The sequence below is a fragment of the Hymenobacter mellowenesis genome (assembly GCF_030581005.1).
In the GTDB taxonomy this organism is placed as follows: Bacteria; Bacteroidota; Bacteroidia; order Cytophagales; family Hymenobacteraceae; genus Hymenobacter; species Hymenobacter mellowenesis.
In genome coordinates this window covers 263019-285529 of record NZ_JAUQSX010000009.1, presented here as the reverse complement: position 1 = coordinate 285529, position 22511 = coordinate 263019, and the positions used below count along the sequence as shown (strand labels likewise).

Genomic DNA, 22511 nt, shown 5'->3' with positions numbered 1-22511 from the left:
TTCATCGTGCAGGTGTCAGGTAGTGAAAATACGCTTTTCTCTACTCACAACTGGCCTCCTATTTAGGGAAGCGTACAGTTCTGCCATCGCCATCCGCTGCATCAATCCCAAATTCGGATAACGTTGCCTTTGCTTTCGCAAAGTCACTTTGTCTGATGTCGCTTCTCAACTCTTCTACTTTAGGGTCGCATTTGCGGGGTCTCCCTGAATGTGCCATAGTAATTACTGTTTTGGTTGCCTACAACATCCGGATTTCCGCGACAGCCAATAGCGGCAATCGGCCCTTATTGGGCAGGTTAGCAACGGCAATCTACCAACCCCGCTAATTGATAGACGTTTTTCTACTCGAACTAATTGATAATTTTTGCATTCGAATCAGCTCTTAGCTTCGCCAGCCTCTCGCGCCACATTTGAAGCTCTTCGGGCGTTATTCTAACCCAATCCGTCACTTCGCCAACGATTTTCAAGGGTTCCTGACTGCGATACGACCGAGTTGGATTGCCGGGAAATTTCTTATCTGTAACGTTCGGGTCATTCTCAAAGCTGCCCGTCGGCTCAACGATGTAAACACGTTCATGCCCGTCGCCTTTGGCTAGCGCTGCGGCAAGTCCAGCGCCATTAGGCAAGGCGGTGAAATAGATGTGATTCATCACGACTTCGGGGTGGTAATTCGAGTTGAATCCCGCTGTCAGCAATTCCCCAATCGGCAAATCTGCTCTCGTCCCGTGGTAAAAAGGGCCTTCATCCAGAACGTTAGGCACCCTACATTCGATGGTTCCGTTTTCCATGTGATGCTATATTTTGAGAGTCATTCGCTGAACAGTTTCTCGAATTTAACCACTACCGCCACCGGATTTTCTCTCCAGCCTTGCCCGCGCGCAACCGGGCGGGCACGCTGGCCAGAATCAATTCCCGCAAAGCGGTGAGCAACGTCGTCCGCACGAAGCCGTGATGCACCACCAGGCTCACCTCGCGCACCGGGGTTGGGGCCACAAAGCGCTTGAGCAGCGGGTTGGTATCGACTTCGTCCAGCACGGCCAGTTCGGGCACCAGCGTGTAGCCGTGGTGGTGGCGCACCAATTCTTTCAGGGTTTCGATGGAGCCGCTTTCGTAGGCCACCGCGCCGGTGGAAGCCGTTCGGCCGCACAGGTTCAGAACCTGGTTGCGGAAGCAGTGCCCCTCCTGCATCAGCCACAGGCCGGGGCTGGCCAGGTCGGCCGGGCTCACGGTGGCGCGGGCGGCCAGCGGGTGGTCCTCGGAGGCGAGCAGCAGGAACGGCTCGTCCAGCAGGGGCAGCTCGTGCAGCAACCGGTCATCGAGCGGCGTGACCAGCAGCCCCACATCCAGCCGGTAGTCCTTGAGTCGCAGCATGATTTCTTCCGAACGCAGCTCCTCGATGTGGACGCGCAAATTGGGGTAGGCCGTGCTAAGACCTACCAGGAAGCGCGGCACCAGGTACGGAGCCAGCGTGGAGATGACGCCCAGGCGCAGCTCGCCCACCACCTCGCCTTTGGCCACCTGTACCAGCTCGCGCAGCTGCTGGGCTTCGTGGAGCACGCGCCGGGCCTGGGCAATCACCTGGGCCCCGACGGCCGTGGGCTCGGCCCCGCGCTGGGTGCGGTCGAATAGGAGCACGCCCAACTCCTCTTCCAGCTTTTGCACCTGCACGCTTAGCGCGGGCTGGCTCACGAAGCTTTTTTCGGCGGCCAAGCCAAACTGGCGGTGCGTATCCAGGGCCACTAAGTAGCCGAGTTGTTGGAGATTCATGGCGGATGAGCAGCGCGCTACTTATAGGTTTTGGTTATAAAGTTATAAACAAAATCGATTTTGATTATGCATTTACACCAAGTAGCTTTGTGCAAAGCTGCTGTTAAAGCTGTTTATAAAGCCGCCAAAAACAGAAAGAACGTCATGCAGAGCGCAGCGAAGCATCTCGCTTGTGGTAGTAAACCAATCGCAGGATTTAGCTGAAGCACGCGAGATGCTTCGCTGCGCTCTGCATGACGGCCAAAGTTGACTTTCTAAACTGCTTCATTTACTCCCTGCTTCAGCCCCTCAAAACGGCTTCCCAAGCAAGTCCGCAAACTTTTTAATTCACCCGGCCATTTACAAGGCCGACCACCAAAACCACTTTCAAGATGAGCGCCAACCTGCACGACCTCCCCGCAGACAACTCCATCCTCCACGACCTGAACGCGGACGCCGCCCAGTGCCCCTTCCTCAACGGCGCGGTGAAGCAGACGGCCGGTGGCGGCCGCACCAACCGCGAGTGGTGGCCCAATATGCTGAAGCTTAGCATCCTGCGCCAGCACTCCACCCTGTCCGACCCCATGGACAAGGATTTCAACTACGCCGAAGAGTTCAAGAAGCTCGACCTGAACGCCGTGAAGCAAGACTTGTTCGAGCTGATGACCAACTCGCAGGACTGGTGGCCGGCCGACTACGGCCACTACGGCCCCTTCTTCATCCGCATGGCCTGGCACAGCGCCGGCACCTACCGCATTGCCGACGGCCGCGGCGGCGCGGGCATGGGCATGCAGCGCTTCGCCCCCCTCAACAGCTGGCCTGACAACGCCAACCTCGACAAAGCCCGCCTCCTGCTGTGGCCCATCAAGCAGAAATACGGCAAGCAGATTTCTTGGGCCGACCTCATCATCCTGACCGGCAACTGCGCCCTCGAGTCGATGGGCCTGAAGCCGTTCGGCTTCGCCGGTGGCCGCCCCGATGGCTGGGAGCCGCAGGAAGACGTGTACTGGGGCCCTGAAACCGAGTGGCTCGGCGACAAGCGCTACGTGGACGACCGGCAGCTGGAAAACCCGCTGGCCGCCGTACAAATGGGCCTCATCTACGTGAACCCCGAAGGCCCGGACGGTGAGCCCATCCCCGAGCGCTCGGCCCGCGACATTCGCGAAACTTTCGGCCGCATGGCCATGAACGACGAAGAAACCGTAGCCCTGATTGCCGGCGGCCACACCTTCGGCAAAACCCACGGCGCCGCTGCCCCCGCCAAATTCGTGGCCCGCGAGCCCGCCGGCGCGCCTATTGAAGAGCTGGGCCAGGGCTGGCGCAACAGCTTCGGCAAAGGCCACTCCGAGCACACCATCACCAGCGGCCTCGAAGGCGCTTGGACCCGCACGCCCGCCAAGTGGAGCAACGACTACTTCGACAACCTGTTCGGTTTCGAGTGGGAGCTGACCAAGAGCCCCGCCGGCGCACACCAGTGGCGCCCCGTGAACGGCGGTGGTGCCGGCACCATCCCCGATGCCCACGACCCGGCCGTGAAGCACGCCCCCTTCATGCTGACCTCGGACATCGCCCTGCGCGTCGACCCGGCGTATGAGGCCATTTCGCGCCGCTTCCACGAAAACCCCGACCAGTTTGCCGATGCCTTCGCCCGCGCCTGGTTCAAGCTGACGCACCGCGACATGGGCCCCAAAGAGCGCTACCTCGGCCCCGAAGTGCCCACCGAAGAGCTGCTCTGGCAAGACCCCATCCCCGCCGTAACCTACCCGGTGATTGACGACCAGGACGTGGCCGCGCTAAAAGGCAAAATTGCCGCTGTCGGCCTTACGGTGCCGCAACTGGTATCTACCGCCTGGGCTTCGGCCTCCACCTACCGCGGCTCCGACAAGCGCGGCGGCACCAACGGCGGCCGTCTGCGCCTGGCCCCGCAGCGCTACTGGGAAGTGAACAACCCCTCGCAACTCTCCACCGTGCTCAACAAGCTCGGCGGCATTCAGCAGGAGTTCAACGCGGCCCAGGCCAGCGGCAAGCAGGTTTCGATGGCCGACCTCATCGTGCTGGCTGGCGTGGTCGGCATCGAGCAGGCCGCCAAAAATGCCGGCCATACGGTGACGGTGCCCTTCACCCCCGGCCGCGCCGATGCCTCGCAGGAGCAAACCGACGTGGTATCGTTCCAGGCCCTGGAGCCGGCCGCCGATGGCTTCCGCAACTACCTCAAAACGCACCACCGCGCCGCCGCTGAGGAGCTGCTGATTGACAAAGCCCAGTTGCTGACCCTGACCGCGCCCGAGCTGACGGTCTTGTTCGGTGGCCTGCGCGCCATCAACATCAACTTCGACGGCTCGAACAACGGCGTGTTCACCACCCAGGCCGGTGCGCTCACCAACGACTACTTCCTGAACCTGCTCGACCTGAACACCACCTGGGCCAGCACCTCGGATGCTCAAAACCTCTTCAACGGCCGCGACCGCAAAACCGGCCAAACGAAGTGGACCGGCACCCGCGTCGACCTGATTTTCGGCTCGAACTCCGAACTGCGCGCCCTGGCCGAAGTGTACGCCTTCGGCGACTCGCAGGAGAAGTTCGTGAAGGACTTCGTGGCCGTGTGGGCCAAGGTGATGAATCTCGGCCGCTTCGACCTGGCCAAGTCGTAATACCACCCGCCAGCGCTTCCGCCCCGCAAGGTGCGCAAGTAGCTGAAGCCTCAAAAGAAACGCCCCGTAACGAATTCGTTGCGGGGCGTTTCTTTTGATGTTTTAACTCATTAGTCAGTCCTTATCGTGAATAAGATGACACTCAATTATTGTCTCAAGTACTTCTAGCAATGCTGACAAGTTTATAAATCCGTTGTAGGACTTATTGTATTCTGTTTCCTGTCCGTGTAGTATTAAGTCCCTATTCTCTTTGAACCTTCGTCTCAAAAAGTCAAGCCTTACTTTTAAATTTATACTTACACTTTCAAAAGGGTTGCCACGGACAACAAGCGGGTCATTGTAATTGACTCTTTTGTAGCTATTGGTTAATAAACTTAGTCTTGTTTTTGATATCTTAAGCTCCTCTTTCCAAGGAATCTTTCTTAAAAATGAATCCAGGGAATTATAATCGTCCGAATCCGAATCTATTTCCAATCCTTGCTTATTCACTAGGTATCGTCCTAATGCCCTAGTTAGGCCTTCAATACCTGTTAAGAGAAGCAAATTAAATGCCTTACTAAATTTTTTATCATAGCAGCTTATAGCTTCATTAACAGAATCTATATGAGGCTTATAGTTCTCAAATACTTTAGAATTTGTAAGTAATATTGATTTTATATGGTCAATTTTATCAGGAGTCTTTTTACCTAATTCATCAAGATTAAATTTTCCGCCTGAAATCTCCATCACTTCATACACTGTTAAATCTGCAATCCAATATACATCAGTATAAATCGCACCATAATATGAATTAAGCATTAACAAAGTAAAATCGGGCATAAACGCACCATCCTGCAGGAAGGAAAATGGACCCGTAATTTTCTTACAATATGCTTCAATTTTTTCTTTATCAAGCTCACCTACCAATTCCGCAGTGTATTCCACAAGATTATGCATGCATTCCTTGACTTTAGCCTTTTTCCAATAGCTTAATTCTTTATATGTGAGCCCTGGCTTGTCTATCAATTGGCTCATAATCACTCCGCATATATCAATATACTGTTTTATTCCATTCTCTCGTTGAATACAACGCTGCAGAAATGAGTCTTTAGTATTTTTATCAAAAATTTCTATACTCAGAGCGTCAATTATTTGTCCGATAGTAAGTGTAGAGCTTTCCATATTCATAAAATTTGTGTGTGTGTGTGTTGTGAAATTTCTAGCAAAGTAGAAATATACTTTTGATTGATAGCAATTTGGCTGAATTTCAGAGTTAATCCACCGTCAGCTTCAAATGCTTACCAAATCCCTCCCACACAATCCGCATAAGCGTGGAGAGGCGAATGTCGCTGGCGTTATTTTCGATGCGGGAGATGTACGTTTTCGTCGTGCCGCATTTGGCAGCCAGTTGCTCCTGCGTCATGTTGTTTTCCTTGCGCATTTCTTGGAGCATCGCGCCTAGCTTGAAGGCTTCGTAGCCTTCCTCAAAGGTTTCGCGGGCGGCGGTGCCACGGGCACCATATTGGTTGTCGATGAAATCGTCGAGGTCAACCAGCTTGTTTTGCTTTGTCTTCATAGTATTGTTTTCTAAGTCGTTCGGCACGTTCGATTTCGTTGGGAGGCGTTTTCTGGGTTTTCTTCTGGAAACAATTCAGCACGATAACCAGCCGGCCCTCATCGAAGAAGCAGAATATGCGAAAGATGTCGCTGCCGGCGCTAACCCGGATTTCGTAGAGGCCAACGGTGCCGGTGAGATGCTTGAGGTACTTCTCGGGCACCACCGGGATTTCGCGGATTAAGCGAAAGGTCCACAGGATACGGTCCTGAATTTTCTGGTTTTGCTTGTTGTAAAAAGTCCAGAATTCATCCCCGTAAATTTTGAGACTGCGGATTTGGCCGTTGAAATCACTCACTTCACGAAGTTAGCTAATTGGGTAACACCAAGCAAGCCGCTGGCGTTTCGGGGGCTTCATAAAGCAGCATCCAGCTTCACCAACCCGCCCCGCCCCCAGCCCCAAAAGTGCCTCTGGACGCGGCAGATGCGGGCCGGAAAATAAAAATTCATCTTCATAAACCTTCATTTCCGCTTCATGCCATCGGGGGGAAGTTTGTATTGTCACCCCATGACCCAGGCCGCGCGGCCTCGCCCCTCCCACCCTGCGATGCGCGCTTTTGGCTTGGTTTGGCCCCGGCAGGTTGCTGATGGCCAAGGGCGTTCTGCTAGTTGAGCGGCGCCTTTCGTGAAGTATGAATAATCCCCAAACCGGTTAGCCCGGCCCTACCCATCTGCCGGCCGCGCCCAGCGTCGCGGGCTTCCCCCACTGCATTCTGGGTTTGGCCGGCCGCCGGGTGTCTCCCGCCGCATTACCGCTTTCTATGCAATACCCCCCGCTTGTCACGTTACCCCAGGTTCTTATGAAAAGAGTATTCATGCTGCTGAGTTGCGGCGTTTTGTGCTACACCACCGGCTGCAAGGAAGAGAAAAAACAAGTCGAAGAGCAGATTAGGCTGGTGGCCACCAGCCCCTTGCAGAAGGACACCACCATCACAAAGGAATACGTGGCCCAGATTCACTCCTTCCAGCGCATCGAGCTGCGGGCACTGGAAAAGGGCTACCTGGAGAAGATTTTCGTGGACGAAGGCCAGAAAGTAGCACAGGGCCAGACCATGTTCCAGATTAAGCCCACCGTGTACCAGGCCGAGCTGAAGAAGTCGCAGGCCGAGGCGCACTACGTGCAGATGGAATACCAGAACACCAAGAACCTGGCCGACAAGAACATCGTGTCGAAGAGCGAGCTGGCGCTGTCGCAGGCCAAGTACGACAAGGCCAACGCCGACGTGTCGCTGGCCCAGGCCCACCTGCAGTTCACGACGGTGAAGGCGCCGTTCACCGGCATCATGGACCACTTCCAGGGCCGGCTGGGCAGCCTCGTGGACGAGGGCGACCTGCTGACGACGCTGTCGGACAACAGCAAAATGTGGGTGTATTACAACGTGCCCGAGGCCGAGTACCTGGCTTATAAGGAGCACGCCAAGTCGAACGACAAGGCCGCGCACGTGAAGCTGCGCATGGCCAACAACGAAGTATTCGACCAGACCGGCATCGTGCAAACCATTGAGGCTGATTTCAATAACGAAACCGGCAACATCGCCTTCCGCGCCACCTTCCCCAACCCCGACGGGCTGTTGCGCAACGGCGAAACCGGCAGCGTGCTTATGACCGTGCCGCTGAAACACGCCCTCATCATCCCGCAGAAAGCCACCTTCGAAATCCTCGAAAAGAAGTACGTTTTCGTGGTCGACAAAAACAACGTGGTGCACCAGCGCGAAGTCGGCATCGCCTCCGAAATGCCTGACCTATACATCATTGGCTCCGGCATTACGCCCAACGACCGCATCCTCCTGGAAGGCCTGCGCAAGGTGAAAGACGGCGACAAGGTGACCTATGACTACAAAGCGCCGCAGGGGGTTCTCTCGAATTTGAAGGTGACCGCCGAGTAAGCGTCAGGGCGCCGCCCGGCGGGTTGTAACGTGGACTCTGCGAGTCCGCGCCCGGGCGAACATCCCGCTCATGCGCGGACTCGCAGAGTCCACGCTACAAGTGCCCGGCATCTCTACCAATAATATCCACACAGCCAGAAGAATATGTTTAGTAAATTCATTCGCAGGCCCGTATTTGCCATTGTTATTTCGGTGTCCATTCTGCTCATGGGCGGGCTGGCCATCATGCAGCTGCCCACGTCGCAGTTTCCGGAGATTTCGCCGCCGCTCGTGATGGTGAGCGCCTCCTACCCCGGCGCCAGCGCCAAAGTGCTGACCGAATCGGTGCTGATTCCGCTGGAGCAGGCCGTAAACGGGGTGCCGGGCATGAAGTACATGACCTCCGACGCCGTATCGGCGGGCGAGGCCAACATCCAGATTGTATTCAACCTGGGCACCAACCCCGACCAGGCGGTGGTGAACGTGAACACCCGCATTGCGCAGGTGCTCAACCGCTTGCCGCTGATTGTGCAGCGCGAGGGCGTGATTGTGAACCGCGTGGTGCCTAACATGCTGATGTACGTGAACTTGTACTCGAAAGACAAGAACACGGACATGAAGTACCTGTTCAACTTCGCCGGCGTGAACATGATACCCGAGCTGCAGCGCCTCGGCGGCATTGGCCGGGCCAGCATTCTGGGGAGCCGGCAGTACGCCATGCGCGTGTGGCTGAAGCCCGACCGCATGCGCGCCTACAACATATCGGTGGACGACGTGATGAAGTCCCTTGATGAGCAGAGCGTGATTGGCTCGCCGGGCCGTATCGGCCGCGCCGATGGCAAGAATGCGCAGTCGCTGGAATACGTGCTGAGCTACCAGGGCCGCTTCAACGACGTGGAGCAGTATAAGAACGTGATTCTGAGGGCCAACCCGAACGGGGAAAGCCTGCACCTGAAGGATGTGGCCAACGTGGAGCTGGGCTCGGAATACTACGATATTTACTCCAACCTCAACCAGTACCCTTCAGCGGCCATCGTGCTGAAGCAGACCTACGGCTCGAACGCTTCGGATGTAATTAAGGAAGTGAAGGCCAAGCTGGAAGAGCTGAAAAAGAGCAGCTTCCCGCCCGGCATGGACTACAAAATAACCTACGACGTGTCCAACTTCCTCGACGCCTCGATTGAGAACGTGATTCACACCCTGCGCGACGCCTTTATTCTGGTGGCGTTGGTGGTGTTCATCTTCCTCGGCGACTGGCGCTCGACGCTGATTCCGGCGCTGGCCGTGCCGGTGTCGCTGGTGGGCTCGTTCATTGCGATGCAGGCTTTCGGGCTCACCATCAATATGATTACGCTGTTTGCGCTCGTGCTTTCGATTGGTATTGTGGTCGATAACGCCATTGTGGTGATTGAGGCGGTGCACGCCAAGATGGACGAGCAGCATCTATCGCCCTATAATGCAGTCCGACAAGTGGTTGGGGAAATCAGCGGTGCCATTATTGGCATCACCATCATGATGACGGCCGTGTTCATTCCGGTGTCGTTCATGAGCGGCCCGGTGGGCATTTTCTATCGCCAGTTCTCCATTACCATGGCCACAGCCATCGTGATTTCGGGCCTCGTGGCCCTGACGCTGACGCCGGTGCTTTGCGCCATGATTCTGAAAAACCACCACGGCCAACCCAAGAAGCAGACGCCGCTGCAGCGCTTCTTCGACTGGTTCAACCGCGGCTTTGAGAAGCTGACCAATGCGTATGTGGGTTTGCTGCAGCGCATTGTGGCCAACCGCATTGTGACGTTTGTGATGCTGGTGGCCTTCGGGCTGGGCATCTGGGCCATCTCGGCGGGGTTGCCGGCCGGCTTTATTCCGAGCGAAGACCAGGGCCTGATTTACGCCATTGTGCAGACGCCGCCCGGCACCACGCTGGAGCAAACCAACGCCGTATCGAAGCGCCTGCGCGACCTGGCCAAGGACGTGCCCGGCATCGCCAACATATCGACGCTGGCCGGCTACGAAGTACTGACCGAAGGTCGCGGCTCGAACGCGGGTACTTGCTTGATTGACTTGAAACCGTGGTCGGAACGCAAGGAATCCATTGCCGAGATTGTGGAGGCGCTGGAGAAGAAGGCCCACGAGATTCCCGGCGCGACCATCGAATTCTTCGAGCCGCCGGCAGTGCCGGGCTACGGCGCGGCGGGTGGTTTCCAGCTGCAGATGCTCGACAAAACCAGCACCGGCGACTACAAAGCCCTGGAACGGGTGAACAACGAGTTCATTGCCAAGCTGAAAAAGCGCAAGGAGCTGGCGGGCGTGTTCACCTTTTTCTCGGCCAACTACCCGCAGTACGAGCTCAAGATTGACAACGAACTGGCCATGCAGAAGGGCGTGAGCATCGGCAACGCCATGAATACGCTCAGCATCCTGGTGGGCTCGACTTACGAGCTGGGTTTCATCAAGTACCAGCGCTTTTTCAAGGTGTTCGTGCAGGCCTCGCCGGAATATCGCAAGCTGCCCGAGGACATCCTGAACATGTGGGCCAAGAACGACAAGGGCGAGATGGTGCCGTTTTCGGCCTTCATGAAAATCGTGAAGTCGCAGGGCGCCAACGAAATCAACCGCTACAACATGTACCCCACCGGCTCCATCCGGGGCGGCGCGGCGCCAGGCTACAGCTCGGGCGAGGCCATCAAGGCGGTGCAGGAAGTGGCCGAGACCCTGCCCCACGGCTACGGCATCGACTGGGGCGGCCTGTCGAAAGACGAAGTGAGCCGTGGCAACGAGTCGACCGTGATTTTCCTCATCGTGCTGGTGTTCGTGTACCTGGTGCTGGCTGCGCAGTACGAAAGTTTCCTGCTGCCGTTGGCCGTTATTTTCTCGCTGGTGGCGGGGGTGTTTGGCTCGTTTCTGTTCATCAAAATCTTCGGCCTGGCCAACGACATCTACGCCCAGGTTGGCCTGGTCATGCTCGTCGGTCTGCTGGGTAAAAACGCGGTACTGATTGTCGAATTCGCGGCCCTGAAACACGAGGAAGGCATGAGCGTCCGCGACGCGGCCATCGAAGGTGCCAAGACCCGTTTCCGCCCGATTCTGATGACTTCGTTCGCCTTCATCGCCGGCCTGATTCCGCTGGTGGTGGCCACCGGCGCCGGTGCCATCGGCAACCGCACCATTGGTAGCTCGGCACTGGGCGGCATGCTGTTCGGTACCGTGTTCGGGGTAATTATCATCCCCGGCCTGTACTACTTCTTCGGCACCCTGGCCGGCAACAGCAAACTAATTAAGGATGAGAACGAAGCTCCCATCCTCGAAGGCGTAGAGCCCCGTGTGCAACTAGAAGAAATGGAGCCTTATGCTTAAGGTCTGAACAATGTAGGGGCGGGGCTTGCCCCCGCCCGCTCGTGGAACGGAATCGTTGCAAATGCGCGAACGTCCGGGCGGGGGCAAGCCCCGCCCCTACCGCATACAATCATTTGAATAATTCGGTAAGCCCAAGCTTACCGCACCTAGTATGCTTAAGAAACGAATTTATCAAGTCCTCGGCGCGGCCGGCCTGGCCCTCGCCGTGGGGGCCTGCAAAACGCCCGAGCTGGTGGTGAAGAACGAGAGCCGCAACGTGCCGGCCAGCTACTCCACCGCTACCGCCGCCGCGTCGCTCGACAGCGCCAACACGGCCCGCGTGCAGTGGAAGCAGTTTTTCACCGACCCCAACCTGCAGGCGCTCATCGAAACCGCCCTGCAAAACAACCAGGAGCTGAACATCACGCTCCAGGAAATTGAGATTGCTAAGAACGAAATCCGTGCCCGCCAGGGCGAGTACCTGCCCTTCGTGAGCCTGGGCGCCCGCGCCGACGTGGAGAAAGTGGGCCGTTACACCCTGCAAGGCGCCACCGAGGAGCAGGTCCAAATTAAGGAAGACCGCCGCACGCCCGACCCGCTCACCAACTTCCAGCTGGGCGCGTTCGCCACCTGGGAGGTTGATATCTGGCACAAGCTGCGCAATGCCAAGAAGGCCGCGGCCATCCGCTACCTGGCCACCGTGGAGGGCAAAAACTTCATGGTGACCAACCTGATTGCCGAAATCGCCAACTCCTACTACGAGCTGCTGGCCTACGACAACCAGCTGGCCATCGTGCAGCAGAACATCGGCATCCAGAGCAACGCGCTGGAGCTGGTGCGGCTGCAGAAGGAGTCGGCCCGCGCCACCGAGCTGGCCGTGAAACGCTTCGAGGCCCAGGTGGAGCACACCCGCGCCCTGCAGTTCAAACTGCAACAAAGCATCGTCGAAACCGAGAACAAGCTGAACTACCTGGCCGGCCGCTACCCGCAAGCGGTGACGCGCAGCACGCAGTCGTTCAACGAATTGGCACCGCTGTCCAGCCAGGTGGGCTCGCCCGCGCAGCTGCTCAACAACCGCCCCGACATCCGGCAGGCCGAGCAGCAGCTGGCCGCCGCCAAAGTCGACGTGCAGGTGGCCCGGGCCAACTTCTACCCCTCGCTGGGCCTGACCGGCGGCGTTGGGCTGGCGGCCTTCACGCCCGGCCTGCTGGTGAGCACGCCGCAGTCGATGCTCTACGCGCTGGGCGCCGACCTGGCCGGCCCGCTCTTCAACCGCAACGGCATCAAAGCGGCCTACTACACCGCCAACGCCGCCCAAACGCAGGCCGTGTACCAGTATGAGAAAACAGTGCTGAACGCCTACATCGAGGTATCGAACCAGGTGGCCAACATCAGCAACCTGGCCAAGAGCTACGACGCGAAAGCCAAGGAGGTAGCCGCCCTCAATCAGTCGGTGGACATTTCCAACAGCCTCTTCCGCTACGCCCGCGCCGACTACACGGAAGTCCTCTTCACCCAGCGCGACGCTTTGGAGTCGAAGTTCGACCTCATCGAGACCCGCATGCAGCAACTTAACGCCTCGGTGAACGTGTACCGCGCCCTGGGCGGCGGCTGGCAATAACCGGGAACCGAGAGTAGCTGCAGCAGCTTAGGCCGCAAAAGAAACGCCCCGCAACTGGTTGGTTGCGGGGCGTTTTTGGGTTGATATAAGGTATTTTATCTACAACAGTAACCTCTGGCTTCAAGTACTTCCTTAATGACCCTATCAGCTTTCGCTTTAGTAGTATAGAATCCAAACGTTTTCAGATTATTTGAAAACGTTTGCTCAATGAATTTATCAAAATCAATATTCGTCTGATACACAACCAAAGATTCTAAACCAGTTAGGTTATTCATCCCATTCAACGTTGCAAGTGATTTGCAATTTAGTATTCGTAAATCTATTAAAAGTGGAAATTCATTCTCAAAGCAAATTTCTGACAGTTGTATCTGGTCTTCGACTTTTAGATTTTGAAGCTTTGTAAATCTACGAATACAGGATAAGTCATTGAAACCACGGACCCGAATAATATCAAGATTCTCTATTGAATTTTCTTCTATTTCATTCAGATTCTCTCTACTCCCTAAAATGAAGCTTAAGTTCTTCAAGTCCTTCAACCTATTGATAAATCCCACTGGGACTTTCTTTACAGCATTCAGTGATAAATCATTCAGTTCTACAAGCTCACCAATTGCATCGATATTTTTGGTGTGACCTGCTATTCTTAGCGATTTCAATTTCTTGAATTTTCGCAGGTAGTCGAGATTAAATGCCTTGCTACTGGTATCTGAAATGAATAGACCAGTAAGGTTTTTTAGATTTTCAGAATCCAAAATTTCTGTATCTCGCATTTCAAACACTCCAAGACTCAAAATCTTGAGATGTTTAAGTTCTTTTAGATAATCCAGATTTAGTACGTCATGTAAGCAATCAATATACAAACATTTAACATAAGAAATTTTCAAAAGCGTTTTGCAATCAAATAACTTTGAATGATGGCTGTAAAATCGAATACAAAGATTTTCATCGGACTCACGACAAAGCATGTTTATGTTTGCGAGGACTTCATCCGTGTAAATTCTAGAAGCAAATTGTAAAATCACCTCTTTACCTGATTTGAGTTCATTTTGAATCAAATCATTGTCCTTACTTGTGGGATTATCTATGCGAACGAATCTTTTCATAAAATATTGATTGTGGTCTAATTATCAGAATTACGGCCGATGCGATTAGGCAACGCAATTTAACCGGCTTTCATTTAGTGGCTGCTTGCAGTGAAAGGTAGCCGACAACACCTATAAAGCAACGGCCCGCCACGAATTCGTGGCGGGCCGTTGCTTTTAATTCCATCTTACTTCTCAAAATAGTCGCCCTGCTCCAGGTCCGCCAGCAGGCCGGGGTGCGTGGGGTGCCAGCCCAGCCACTGCTGGGTAAGGGCGCTGGACGCCGACAGGTCCAGTCCGGCGAAGCGCGCCATCCAGCCGAAATGGTCGGCGGCTTCCTCCGGCGTTTTGGAGACGACGGGCAGGTTCAGGTGCCGGCCGATGACGGCGGCGAGGTCGCGCATGGCTATGCCTTCGTCGGCCACGCCGTGGTAGTTGGTGCCGGCGATGCCCTGCTCCAGCACCAGCCGGTAGAGGCGGGCGGCATCGAGGCGGTGTACGGCGGGCCAGCGGTTGAGGCCGTCGCCGATGTAGGCCGCTTCGCCTTTTTGGCGGGCCAGGTCGATGAGCGTCGGCACGAAGCCGTGGTCGCCCCGGTCGTGCACGGAAGCGGCCAGGCGCACCACCATGGCGCGCACGCCCTGCGCCGCCAGCTGCATGGCTGCGGCTTCCGACTGGCGCGGCGAGGCGGCGGGGTTGTCCTGCTCCGTGGCCGGGCGGCCCAGGTTGAAGCCCGCCAGCCCGGATGTGACGATGAGCGGCCGGTCGGTGCCCGCCAGGCTTTCGCCGAGGGCTTCAATGGCCTGCCGGTCGGTCTGGCCCGCGGCGGCGTACTGCGAAAAATCGTGGTTGTAGGCGGTGTGGATGACGCCATCGGCTCCGGCCGCGCCGCGGCGCAGGCTGTCGAGGTCGTCGAGGGAGCCGCGGTGCACCTCCGCGCCGGCGGCCTGCAGCGCCTGGGCCGACTCCTCAGAGCGGGCGAGGCCGAGCACCTGATGGCCCGCGCCGAGTAATTCCTGAACAATGGCGGAGCCGACAAAGCCCGACGCGCCGGTTACGAAAACACGCATGTGATAGTCGTTTTTGATGGGTGATTGATTACCACACAAAGGTCCGGTGCGTGGGTGCTGGTAGCGTTGCGCGAGACAAACGGTTTGCTGAATAAATCAAACAATTGGGTTGGGGTCGGCAGCGGATAGTAGCGCGAACTTTGTAGTTCGCGTGGCAGAACGACAACCGTTGAAACGACGCGGGGACGCGAACTACAAAGTTCGCGCTACTACCCCCGGAAGTCGCCCGGCGTCAGCCCAGTCTGGCGCTTGAAGAAATTGCAGAAGTGAGCCACGTCGGCAAAGCCCAGGCTGTCGGCTATTTCGGAAATATTCCAACTGGTTTGCTTCAGCAGGATTTTAGCTTCCTGCGCCACGCGGCTGCTAATGAGGGCAGTGGTAGTGTGGCCGGTGGTTTCCTTTAGCACCCGGTTGAGGTGGTTGACGTGCACGGCGAGTTGGGCGGCGTAGTCGGTGGCGGTGCGTAGGCGCAGGCGCTGCTGCGGCGATTCTAAGGGAAACTGTCGCTCCAGCAAATCGGCGAACTGAGCGGCGAGGCGGGCCAAGGCGCTGTGGACGGCAGTCGCTGGCTGGATTGGCTGGAGCTTCTGGACGTAGTGAATCATTTCCAGCAGATAGGCCCGGAGCAGGTCGTATTTGTAGGCGTAGTCAGAGGAAATTTCCTGCTCCATTTTCTGAAAAATGGCTTCTATCGCCGCGAACTCAGCATCCGTTACCGATACCACGGGATGGGCACCGGGCTGGTAAAACGGCAGGTCTTCCAGCATCACCCGGCCCTTGGCGGGCAGTAGAAACTCGTCGGTGAAGATGCAGAAATGGCCGGTCTGGTTCTGGTCGTGCGGCAGCCAGCGGTAGGGCACGCGCGAGGAGGCAAACCACAGCGCCCCGGCATCGACTTCCACCACTTGGTCGGCGTACTCGATGCGGCTGCGGCCCCGAATGAGGCTGATTTTATAGAAGGCGCGCCGGTCAAAAGTCATGGGCGGCCGGTCGCGGTTGGCCAGCATCAGGTCGGCCACGTTGAAGACGTTGAACTGGCCGACTTCGCGGGGCTGCTCGGGCAGCAACAGTGCTCCGGCGGCTTCGGGAGCCAGTTTGGCAATGAGCTCGGAAAGCGGGCGAGACGGCATGGCAGGCAGTTGAATAAATCAAAGGTAACCTCCTCTGCCGTACATCCATTATATAGAACGTCATGCTGAGCGCAGCCGAAGCATCTCTACCGCAATACTAAAGCTAATTAGTTACGCGATAGAGATGCTTCGGCTGCGCTCAGCATGACGTTCCTATTTGCCCGCCTACTCCCTAAAACGCCGCCGCAAATTCCCGGGCAAAATCTTCCAGCTTCACCTTGCCCAAAATGGGCCGATGCCGCCAGTAATCCTCACCCAATTTGCCGCTGTTGATGCTGGTATAGATGTCCACAACTTCATCGGCTCTATCAGCCGGCACGCCGTTTTTCACCATTCCTTCTCGCATCTGCTCATCTGTAAAGGCCATCCATTTCAATTCGGGCTTGCCAATAGCGGCACCCAGCACTTGCGCAACTTCATCGGCCGTACGCTCGTCGCTGGCCACATAGCGCACATCTGAGCCAGCCGAGTCGGCGGGTTTCACCAGTTCCTCGGCCGCGGCGGCGGCAATATCACGTGGGTGCACGAAGGAAACGGTGATATCACCCGCATAATTTGCACCCATCATTCCCGCATTTTTTATCATCCCAACGGAAGTATAAAAATTTGTAAAGAAAGAGGTGGGCCGCAGGTGTGTGAGCGCAATACCCGGCACTTGCCGCAGAATTACTTCCACGTCATGCGTGCCAAGAATGCCGCCGGTGCCCTCGGCCAGGTGCGCGCCCCAGCTGCTAAGCTGCACCACGCGCTGCACGCCCGATTGCTGAACAGCCTGGGCATAATTGCGGCCAATTTGCTGGTGGTAAGCCCGCGAATCGGCCACGGCAAAGTGGGGCGGCACCATGAGGTACACCGCATCGCCCCCCGTAAAAGTGGCGGCGAGGAATTCTGTGTCGTCTACTGAGCCGATGGCGGCGGTGGCGCCCAGGGCTTCAATTTCCGCCTGCCGGTCCGGCTTGCTGCTGATGACCGTGACGGCGTGGCCTTGCTGCACCAGCGCGGTGGCCAGCGGCTTGCTGATGTTCCCGAGGGAACCGGTGAGGATGATTTTCATACAGCAAAGCTCCGTCCGCCGGTGGCCCGTGGAAAGGGCGAAACGGCGGGAAGGTTGGGCCGAAGTGCGGCACGTGGCATAAAAAAGAACGTCATGCAGAGCGCAGCGAAGCATTTCGCTTGTGGTAGTAGCTCAATGGCATTGAATAGCGAGAGCACGCGAGATGCTTCGCTGCGCTCTGCATGACGTTCTATCACAAACGCTGTCGGTAAATGGCCGGCGAAACACCAGTACCCTTCCGAAAAAACCGGCCAAACGTGGACTGGTCGGCGAAATGCAGCGTGTCGGCAATCTGGCCAATGGTCAGGGCGGGGTTTTGGAGGAGGACGTGGGCTTCCAGCAGCACGGCTTCGGCCAGCCACTCCACAGCGCGCTTGCCGGTGGCTTCCTTCACGGTTTCGGCCAGGTGCTTGGGGGTGATGCAGAGCTTGTCGGCGTAGAAGCCCAGGTTCCGCTCGGCGGCGTAATGGCTGTTGACCAGCTGTTTGTATCCGGCGGCAATCAGCTGGCTGCGCGACTGAATGACGGTTGCTGACACGTGGTGTTGCGCGCTGTAGATGGGGGCCGTCTCGTGCAGCAGAATCTGGATGAGGCTGCGCAGAATCTCCTCCCGATACGCGTGCGGAACTTCGTATTTCTGCCCGATTTGGTGCAACAGGGTGGCCATTCCGTCGGCTTGCGCGGCCGATAGTTGAAACACGTGCCGGGCATCCCGTTCAAAGAAAGCGAAAGTGTCCGGGTTCAGGCCGCTGGTGGCCGAAATAAATTCCCGAGTAAAAAAGATGCTCAGCCCCTCAAAATCAGCCGACATAAACGGCCATTGCTTAATTACATACGGCGATAAGACCATCAGCGAACTGGGACCGATGTCGTAGGTTTCGAGGTTGACTTTCAGGCGGGCCGCGCCGCGCAGGCAAAGACCGATTTTGTAATAATTGCTCCGGTACGGCAGGTTGATGGGCAGATGCGAAGGCCCGGAGCTCGGCCCCAGGAAGAAAACCGCCGCCGGCGTATCCGTCGTTTCGGCGAGGGACTGTAACTGATAAACGGGGATTGCGGCGGTCATGAAACGAACTTACGATGCGCGGCGCGGGCCAGCGGCTTGCCGAAACCAAACCGCCCCTCCTACCTGACGGTTTACATAACCCCGTCCCGCCGCCCGGCGTATTTCCCCCGCCAACTACCGCCCCATGACCGAACTGCAACGCCTGCTCCTGGCCTACGACCGCCACCGCGAAGCCCGCCGCCCCTGCGCCCTGGCCACAGTGGTGGAGGTGCTGGGCTCGGCCTACCGCCGCCCCGGTGCCCGCATGCTGGTCACTGAAGACGGCGAGCTGACCGGGGCCATCAGCGGGGGCTGCCTGGAGGGCGATGCCCGCCAGCGCGCGCGCCAGGCCATTTTCCGAGGCCAGCCCGCCCTGGTCACCTACGACACCCGCGACGAAGACGACCCTCGCCACGGCCTCGGGCCCGGCTGCCAGGGCGTGGTCCGCATCCTGCTGGAGCCGCTGGATTTTGCCGCCCCCGACAACCCCGTGGAACTGCTGCGCGGCTTCGCCCAACACCCCGAGCCGGCCGTGCTGGCCACGGTTTTTGAAACCGACGCATCGGGCCTGAAAGCCACTGTGGGACAGCGCGTGCTGCTCACCGAAACCGGCAGCGTGCGGGGCACTCCTTTGCTGGCGGCGCCCCTGGCCCAGGCCGCCCGCGCCACGCTGGCCCAGGGCCAATCCCAGATTCTGGACGTCGAAACCGATGCCGGCCCGGTGCGGGCGCTGCTGGAGGTGCTGCGGCCGCCGCTGCGCCTGGTGGTGTACGGAGCGGGCAACGACGCGCAGCCGCTGGTGCATCTGGCCGCCTCGCTCGGCTGGCACATCACCGTGGTCGACGGCCGCCCCCACCTGGCCACCGCCGCCCGGTTTCCGGAAGCTACCAACGTGCGCTTAGTGCCTGTGCGCGAGTTAGAAACGCAGGCACCCGACGCCGGGGCTTACCACGTTCTGCTCAGCCACAACTACGCCTACGACTTGGCCGCGCTGCAAACACTACTGCCCTCCACCGCGCCATACATTGGCCTGCTGGGCCCGCGCGCCAAGGCCGGGCGGCTGCTGAGCGAAGACGAAATGAATTTGTCCGAAGCCGCTATTGCCGATGCGCTGCAGAACCGCCTGCACAGCCCCATCGGACTGGGCCTGGGCGGCGAGACGCCGGAGGAAATTGCGCTAGCTATTGTGGCTGAAATTCAGGCCGTGAAAAACAAGCGGCAGCCACAGCATCTGCGCGACACCACGGCCGCAATTCACAACGACTCGCCCGCAGTGAGCCCGCCGCCAAAGTTTCGCCCGCCACTGAGGTAGCGTAGTCTTCAGCCAGCGCCCCGTTCCGCGATATAAGAAGCATGTGCTGCAAGCCTCACGGAGCCGGCACCCGGTAGCTCAGCGCCAGCCGAAACGCCAAGCCTTTTTCGAGTGGCGAGCTTAGCGGCGTGGGCGCTTTGCCCAACCCGATGTAGTCGATGGTGGCCGGCCATTGGTCGTCGCGGCCGTACACCTCCATCCGCCGCGTCACGGCGTAGGCAGCGGTGGCCCGCAACGCCCAATGCGTGCTTAGGTACGTTTCGGCGAATAGGCCATAGTGCCCCTGCTGGTATTGGAAATACCGGTCCTGCTCCTGCAGGCGGTAAGCCGTATTGATGCCGTTGAGGTTGAACCCGACGTTAACCCGTGGCGTGGCGGCATAGCTGATGTTGAACGTGGTAGGCAGGTCGCCAAACGCCCGCCACCGTTCCCCCAGCCGCCAGTCGATGCCCAGCAGCAGCACATATTGCGGCCCGTAGAACTGCTGCCGGTAGCCCACGGTGAGGCGATAGGCCCGGCGGGCGTTGCTGCGGAAAGCGGCCCGCAGCACGCCGCCCCAGGTCACATCGGCCCCGCGCACTTCGCGCAGGTCCGAGTTGAGCGAAGGCAGCGCCAGAGCAGTCAATTCCCATCGGGGCGAGAGGCGCTGGCGGTAGCCCACCAGCGGCGTGATGCCATAAACATTATTCGCCGTAAACCCCGGCCGGCTCCCGCTGAAACGCAATGTTTCCAGATTCAGACCGACCAACGCGGCGTGCGAAGTATCGGCGGCCACCGCTACCGACACAATGATATTGGCGCGGAAAACATCGCCCCGAAACGTGGCATCGCTGCTTTTCTGTTTGAGCGGCAACACTTCGTAGCTCAGCCCAACCCCTTCAGCGTAGCCCTGCGCCTGGCTGCCCAACGGCCGCAGCCCGGCCATCAGCAGAAAAACCAATAATCGAGAAACTGAAGCGTAATCGAATGAAAGCATGCACGAAATTTAAAGGCAGAGCCCAAAGAAAGGGCGCCCCAAACAATAATACCGCGCACTTCTCCACTTAGAAGACATCCAGACCGGCATTTAGCATGCCCTGAATCGCTCCTCCTCTTGTCTATGCAGCGCCCGCCCGGCCTGGCATGTATGCAAAAAAGGCCGTCCGCTTTCACGGACGGCCTTTTACGATTCAATTAATCCTTACCGACGACGGCTGTGGCCACCGCCGTAGTTCCCGCCATTGCCATGGTAACCGCCGTTGCCGTGGTAGGCATCGCGGTAGCCGCCACGGTACGGCCGGGCCGGCACAATCACGGCCGGACGAGGATTGTAGTAATACGGACGGGCGTAGTAAGGACGAACCGGCGCGTAGTAAGCGCCACCGTAGCCATAGTCGTAGCCCGTTCCCACGGAAGCCACGCAGCCACTCAACAACATCAGGCAAATGCCCAGGGCGAAAATCAACGATTTAGTTTTCATGATATGGGAAGGCGGCCGAAGCGCGTCGATTTAGAGGTGATGTAACTTATACGTCAATCAACAAATTGTGGACCAGGATTAGTGCCGGCCGCCTCCCCTAATATCTTTCTAAGCCTCGGCCGGTACCGTTGTTTCGCCGTTGATAATCCGCGCTTTGCCGGGCAGCGTTTTGTGGCGCTCCTTTCCGAGGGCGGCACTGGGCTCGGGCACCCAGTGGTGGCGGCCGCCGGCCTTTTCGTCCTCAAACTCGGTGGGCGCGGTGCCAGCTTCGGTGCGTTCCTTCCACGTGAGGTGCTCAGTGCCGGAATCCGTTTGCTCCATCGTGATGCACTGCTCGACGGGGCAGACGAGCGAGCACAGGTTGCAGCCCACGCAGTTTTCCTCGATGATTTCGGGCACCCGCGTGCCGGCGTTCAGCTTAATGGCTTGGTGAGCACCGTCTTCGCAAGCCGTGTAGCACAGCTGGCAGCCAATGCACTTGTCCTCGTTGATGTTGGCCGTCACCTTATACTTCATGTTCAGGTCCTCCCAGTGCAGCACGTTGGGCAAGGCCTTGCCCACCATGTCGTAGATGGTATTAAAGCCCTTCTCCATCATGTACTGTTCCAGGCCCGACGTCATTTCCCTAATGATGCCGAAGCCGAAGTGCATGGCCGCCGTGCACACCTGCACCGAGCTGGCGCCCAACAGGATATGTTCCACCGCATCGCGCCAGTTCTCGATGCCGCCGATGCCCGAAATGGGCAGCTTGATGTCGGGATGCTGGGCGCAGTTTTTCACCATGTTCAGGGCAATGGGCTTCACAGCCGGGCCGCAGTAGCCGCCGTTGGTGCCCTTGCCGTCCACAATTGGATATGGCGCGAACTTATCCAAATCAACCCCCACGATGCTCTGAATCGTGTTGATGAGCGAGATGGCATCGGCCCCGCCGCGCCGCGCCGCCAGGGCCGGCTCCGTGATGTCAGAAATGTTGGGCGTGAGCTTCACGATGACGGGCTTCTGGGCCACTTCCATCACCCATTCCACTATCATTTGCAACACTTTGGGCTCCTGCCCCACAGCCGAGCCCATGCCCCGCTCGCACATGCCGTGCGGACAGCCGAAATTCAGCTCGAAGCCGTCGACCCCGGCGTCCTGCGAGGCGCGCACGATGTCGTGCCACTCCTGCCGGCTTTGCACCATGAGCGAGGCGATGACGGCGTGGTTGGGAAAGCGTTTTTTCACTTCCTCAATCTCGCGTAGGTTGTGCGAGAGCGGCCGGTCCGAAATCAGCTCGATGTTGTTGAAACCCACCAGTCGTTTGTCACGATAATTCACGCCGCCGTAGCGGCTCGACACGTTCACGACGGGTACGCCTAGCGTTTTCCACACCGCGCCGCCCCAGCCGGCGTCGAAGGCTTTCATCACCTGGTAGCCGGAATTGGTGGGCGGGGCCGAAGCCAGCCAGAACGGGTTCGGCGATTTAATGCCGGCAAAGTTTATGGAGAGGTCGGGCATATTGTAGCGTGGACTCTGCGAGTCCGCGTATTGTAGGTGAAGTTTGGGT

18 protein-coding genes are annotated in these 22511 nt (G+C 57.9%); 5 read left to right on the top strand and 13 right to left on the bottom strand.

The annotated features are described in order from the left end of the window. Positions 1–350: 350 nt before the first annotated feature. Both arr and Q5H92_RS17920 read right to left on the bottom strand, forming a co-directional pair. Entirely contained in the window at positions 351–788 is a 438-nt protein-coding gene (gene arr, locus Q5H92_RS17925; protein ID WP_305012930.1) for an NAD(+)--rifampin ADP-ribosyltransferase, read from the bottom strand. A gap of 52 nt (positions 789–840) precedes the next feature. Beyond that, entirely contained in the window at positions 841–1767 is a 927-nt protein-coding gene (locus tag Q5H92_RS17920) for a hydrogen peroxide-inducible genes activator (protein ID WP_305012929.1), read from the bottom strand. 371 nt (positions 1768–2138) lie between these two features. Between Q5H92_RS17920 and katG the strand changes: the two genes are divergently transcribed. Next, positions 2139–4397 (top strand): catalase/peroxidase HPI, encoded by a 2259-nt coding sequence (gene katG / locus Q5H92_RS17915; protein ID WP_305012928.1) that lies wholly within the window; start codon positions 2139–2141, stop codon positions 4395–4397. Positions 4398–4511: 114 nt separating this feature from the next. Here katG and Q5H92_RS17910 read toward each other — a convergent pair whose 3' ends face one another. The 3 genes from Q5H92_RS17910 to Q5H92_RS17900 form a co-directional block, all read right to left on the bottom strand. Then, positions 4512–5558 carry a hypothetical protein gene (locus Q5H92_RS17910; RefSeq protein ID WP_305012927.1) on the bottom strand — a complete coding sequence of 349 codons (1047 nt, stop codon included), beginning with the start codon at positions 5556–5558 and terminating at the stop codon, positions 4512–4514. Positions 5559–5649: 91 nt separating this feature from the next. Beyond that, positions 5650–5952, bottom strand: a complete 303-nt coding sequence (locus Q5H92_RS17905) for a helix-turn-helix domain-containing protein (RefSeq protein WP_305012926.1) — start codon at positions 5950–5952, stop codon at positions 5650–5652. Further along, positions 5924–6289 (bottom strand): type II toxin-antitoxin system RelE/ParE family toxin, encoded by a 366-nt coding sequence (locus Q5H92_RS17900; protein ID WP_305012925.1) that lies wholly within the window; start codon positions 6287–6289, stop codon positions 5924–5926. The genes Q5H92_RS17905 and Q5H92_RS17900 overlap by 29 nt, the downstream gene beginning before the upstream one ends. Positions 6290–6791: 502 nt before the next feature. Between Q5H92_RS17900 and Q5H92_RS17895 the strand changes: the two genes are divergently transcribed. From Q5H92_RS17895 to Q5H92_RS17885, 3 genes are all read left to right on the top strand, one after another. Next, positions 6792–7877: an efflux RND transporter periplasmic adaptor subunit gene (locus Q5H92_RS17895; protein ID WP_305012924.1), complete on the top strand. Its 1086-nt coding sequence runs from the start codon at positions 6792–6794 to the stop codon at positions 7875–7877. Between the two features lie 144 nt (positions 7878–8021). Next, positions 8022–11213, top strand: a complete 3192-nt coding sequence (locus tag Q5H92_RS17890) for an efflux RND transporter permease subunit (protein WP_305012923.1) — start codon at positions 8022–8024, stop codon at positions 11211–11213. A gap of 151 nt (positions 11214–11364) precedes the next feature. Beyond that, positions 11365–12813, top strand: a complete 1449-nt coding sequence (locus Q5H92_RS17885) for a TolC family protein (RefSeq protein ID WP_305012922.1) — start codon at positions 11365–11367, stop codon at positions 12811–12813. Between the two features lie 95 nt (positions 12814–12908). Here the strand turns inward: Q5H92_RS17885 and Q5H92_RS17880 are convergent, their stop codons facing one another. From Q5H92_RS17880 to Q5H92_RS17860, 5 genes are all read right to left on the bottom strand, one after another. Beyond that, the gene (locus Q5H92_RS17880) at positions 12909–13916 is read right to left on the bottom strand and encodes a hypothetical protein (RefSeq protein ID WP_305012921.1); all 1008 of its coding nucleotides are present in this window, start codon (positions 13914–13916) and stop codon (positions 12909–12911) included. A gap of 167 nt (positions 13917–14083) precedes the next feature. Further along, positions 14084–14965: an SDR family oxidoreductase gene (locus tag Q5H92_RS17875; RefSeq protein WP_305012920.1), complete on the bottom strand. Its 882-nt coding sequence runs from the start codon at positions 14963–14965 to the stop codon at positions 14084–14086. 209 nt (positions 14966–15174) lie between these two features. Further along, positions 15175–16095 carry a helix-turn-helix domain-containing protein gene (locus Q5H92_RS17870; RefSeq protein WP_305012919.1) on the bottom strand — a complete coding sequence of 307 codons (921 nt, stop codon included), beginning with the start codon at positions 16093–16095 and terminating at the stop codon, positions 15175–15177. A 172-nt stretch (positions 16096–16267) separates the two neighbouring features. Beyond that, entirely contained in the window at positions 16268–17149 is an 882-nt protein-coding gene (locus tag Q5H92_RS17865; protein ID WP_305012918.1) for an NAD(P)H-binding protein, read from the bottom strand. 193 nt (positions 17150–17342) lie between these two features. Further along, a complete protein-coding gene (locus Q5H92_RS17860; protein WP_305012917.1) occupies positions 17343–18215 on the bottom strand; it encodes an AraC family transcriptional regulator in 873 nt (290 codons plus the stop codon). 124 nt (positions 18216–18339) lie between these two features. On the opposite strand from Q5H92_RS17860, the gene Q5H92_RS17855 reads away from it, so the two are divergent. Then, complete coding sequence (locus tag Q5H92_RS17855) at positions 18340–19506, top strand: XdhC family protein (RefSeq protein ID WP_305012916.1); 1167 nt, start codon at positions 18340–18342, stop codon at positions 19504–19506. A 55-nt stretch (positions 19507–19561) separates the two neighbouring features. On the opposite strand, the gene Q5H92_RS17850 is transcribed toward Q5H92_RS17855, so the two are convergent. The 3 genes from Q5H92_RS17850 to preA all read right to left on the bottom strand — a co-directional run bounded on the left by Q5H92_RS17850 (position 19562) and on the right by preA (position 22462). After that, positions 19562–20482, bottom strand: a complete 921-nt coding sequence (locus Q5H92_RS17850; protein ID WP_305012915.1) for a DUF6268 family outer membrane beta-barrel protein — start codon at positions 20480–20482, stop codon at positions 19562–19564. Positions 20483–20686: 204 nt separating this feature from the next. Then, the gene (locus Q5H92_RS17845; protein WP_305012914.1) at positions 20687–20965 is read right to left on the bottom strand and encodes a hypothetical protein; all 279 of its coding nucleotides are present in this window, start codon (positions 20963–20965) and stop codon (positions 20687–20689) included. A gap of 108 nt (positions 20966–21073) precedes the next feature. Next, positions 21074–22462: an NAD-dependent dihydropyrimidine dehydrogenase subunit PreA gene (preA, locus tag Q5H92_RS17840; RefSeq protein WP_305012913.1), complete on the bottom strand. Its 1389-nt coding sequence runs from the start codon at positions 22460–22462 to the stop codon at positions 21074–21076. Between the last annotated feature and the right edge of the window lie 49 nt (positions 22463–22511).

What these genes read in the sequence shown, in the direction of transcription:
- arr (WP_305012930.1), bottom strand. Translation starts at nt 788, where the DNA reads ATGGAAAACGGAACCATCGAATGTAGGGTGCCTAACGTTCTGGATGAA.
- Q5H92_RS17920 (WP_305012929.1), bottom strand. Translation starts at nt 1,767, where the DNA reads ATGAATCTCCAACAACTCGGCTACTTAGTGGCCCTGGATACGCACCGC.
- katG (WP_305012928.1), top strand. Translation starts at nt 2,139, where the DNA reads ATGAGCGCCAACCTGCACGACCTCCCCGCAGACAACTCCATCCTCCAC.
- Q5H92_RS17910 (WP_305012927.1), bottom strand. Translation starts at nt 5,558, where the DNA reads ATGGAAAGCTCTACACTTACTATCGGACAAATAATTGACGCTCTGAGT.
- Q5H92_RS17905 (WP_305012926.1), bottom strand. Translation starts at nt 5,952, where the DNA reads ATGAAGACAAAGCAAAACAAGCTGGTTGACCTCGACGATTTCATCGAC.
- Q5H92_RS17895 (WP_305012924.1), top strand. Translation starts at nt 6,792, where the DNA reads ATGAAAAGAGTATTCATGCTGCTGAGTTGCGGCGTTTTGTGCTACACC.
- Q5H92_RS17890 (WP_305012923.1), top strand. Translation starts at nt 8,022, where the DNA reads ATGTTTAGTAAATTCATTCGCAGGCCCGTATTTGCCATTGTTATTTCG.
- Q5H92_RS17885 (WP_305012922.1), top strand. Translation starts at nt 11,365, where the DNA reads ATGCTTAAGAAACGAATTTATCAAGTCCTCGGCGCGGCCGGCCTGGCC.
- Q5H92_RS17880 (WP_305012921.1), bottom strand. Translation starts at nt 13,916, where the DNA reads ATGAAAAGATTCGTTCGCATAGATAATCCCACAAGTAAGGACAATGAT.
- Q5H92_RS17875 (WP_305012920.1), bottom strand. Translation starts at nt 14,965, where the DNA reads ATGCGTGTTTTCGTAACCGGCGCGTCGGGCTTTGTCGGCTCCGCCATT.
- Q5H92_RS17870 (WP_305012919.1), bottom strand. Translation starts at nt 16,095, where the DNA reads ATGCCGTCTCGCCCGCTTTCCGAGCTCATTGCCAAACTGGCTCCCGAA.
- Q5H92_RS17865 (WP_305012918.1), bottom strand. Translation starts at nt 17,149, where the DNA reads ATGAAAATCATCCTCACCGGTTCCCTCGGGAACATCAGCAAGCCGCTG.
- Q5H92_RS17860 (WP_305012917.1), bottom strand. Translation starts at nt 18,215, where the DNA reads ATGACCGCCGCAATCCCCGTTTATCAGTTACAGTCCCTCGCCGAAACG.
- Q5H92_RS17855 (WP_305012916.1), top strand. Translation starts at nt 18,340, where the DNA reads ATGACCGAACTGCAACGCCTGCTCCTGGCCTACGACCGCCACCGCGAA.
- Q5H92_RS17850 (WP_305012915.1), bottom strand. Translation starts at nt 20,482, where the DNA reads ATGCTTTCATTCGATTACGCTTCAGTTTCTCGATTATTGGTTTTTCTG.
- Q5H92_RS17845 (WP_305012914.1), bottom strand. Translation starts at nt 20,965, where the DNA reads ATGAAAACTAAATCGTTGATTTTCGCCCTGGGCATTTGCCTGATGTTG.
- preA (WP_305012913.1), bottom strand. Translation starts at nt 22,462, where the DNA reads ATGCCCGACCTCTCCATAAACTTTGCCGGCATTAAATCGCCGAACCCG.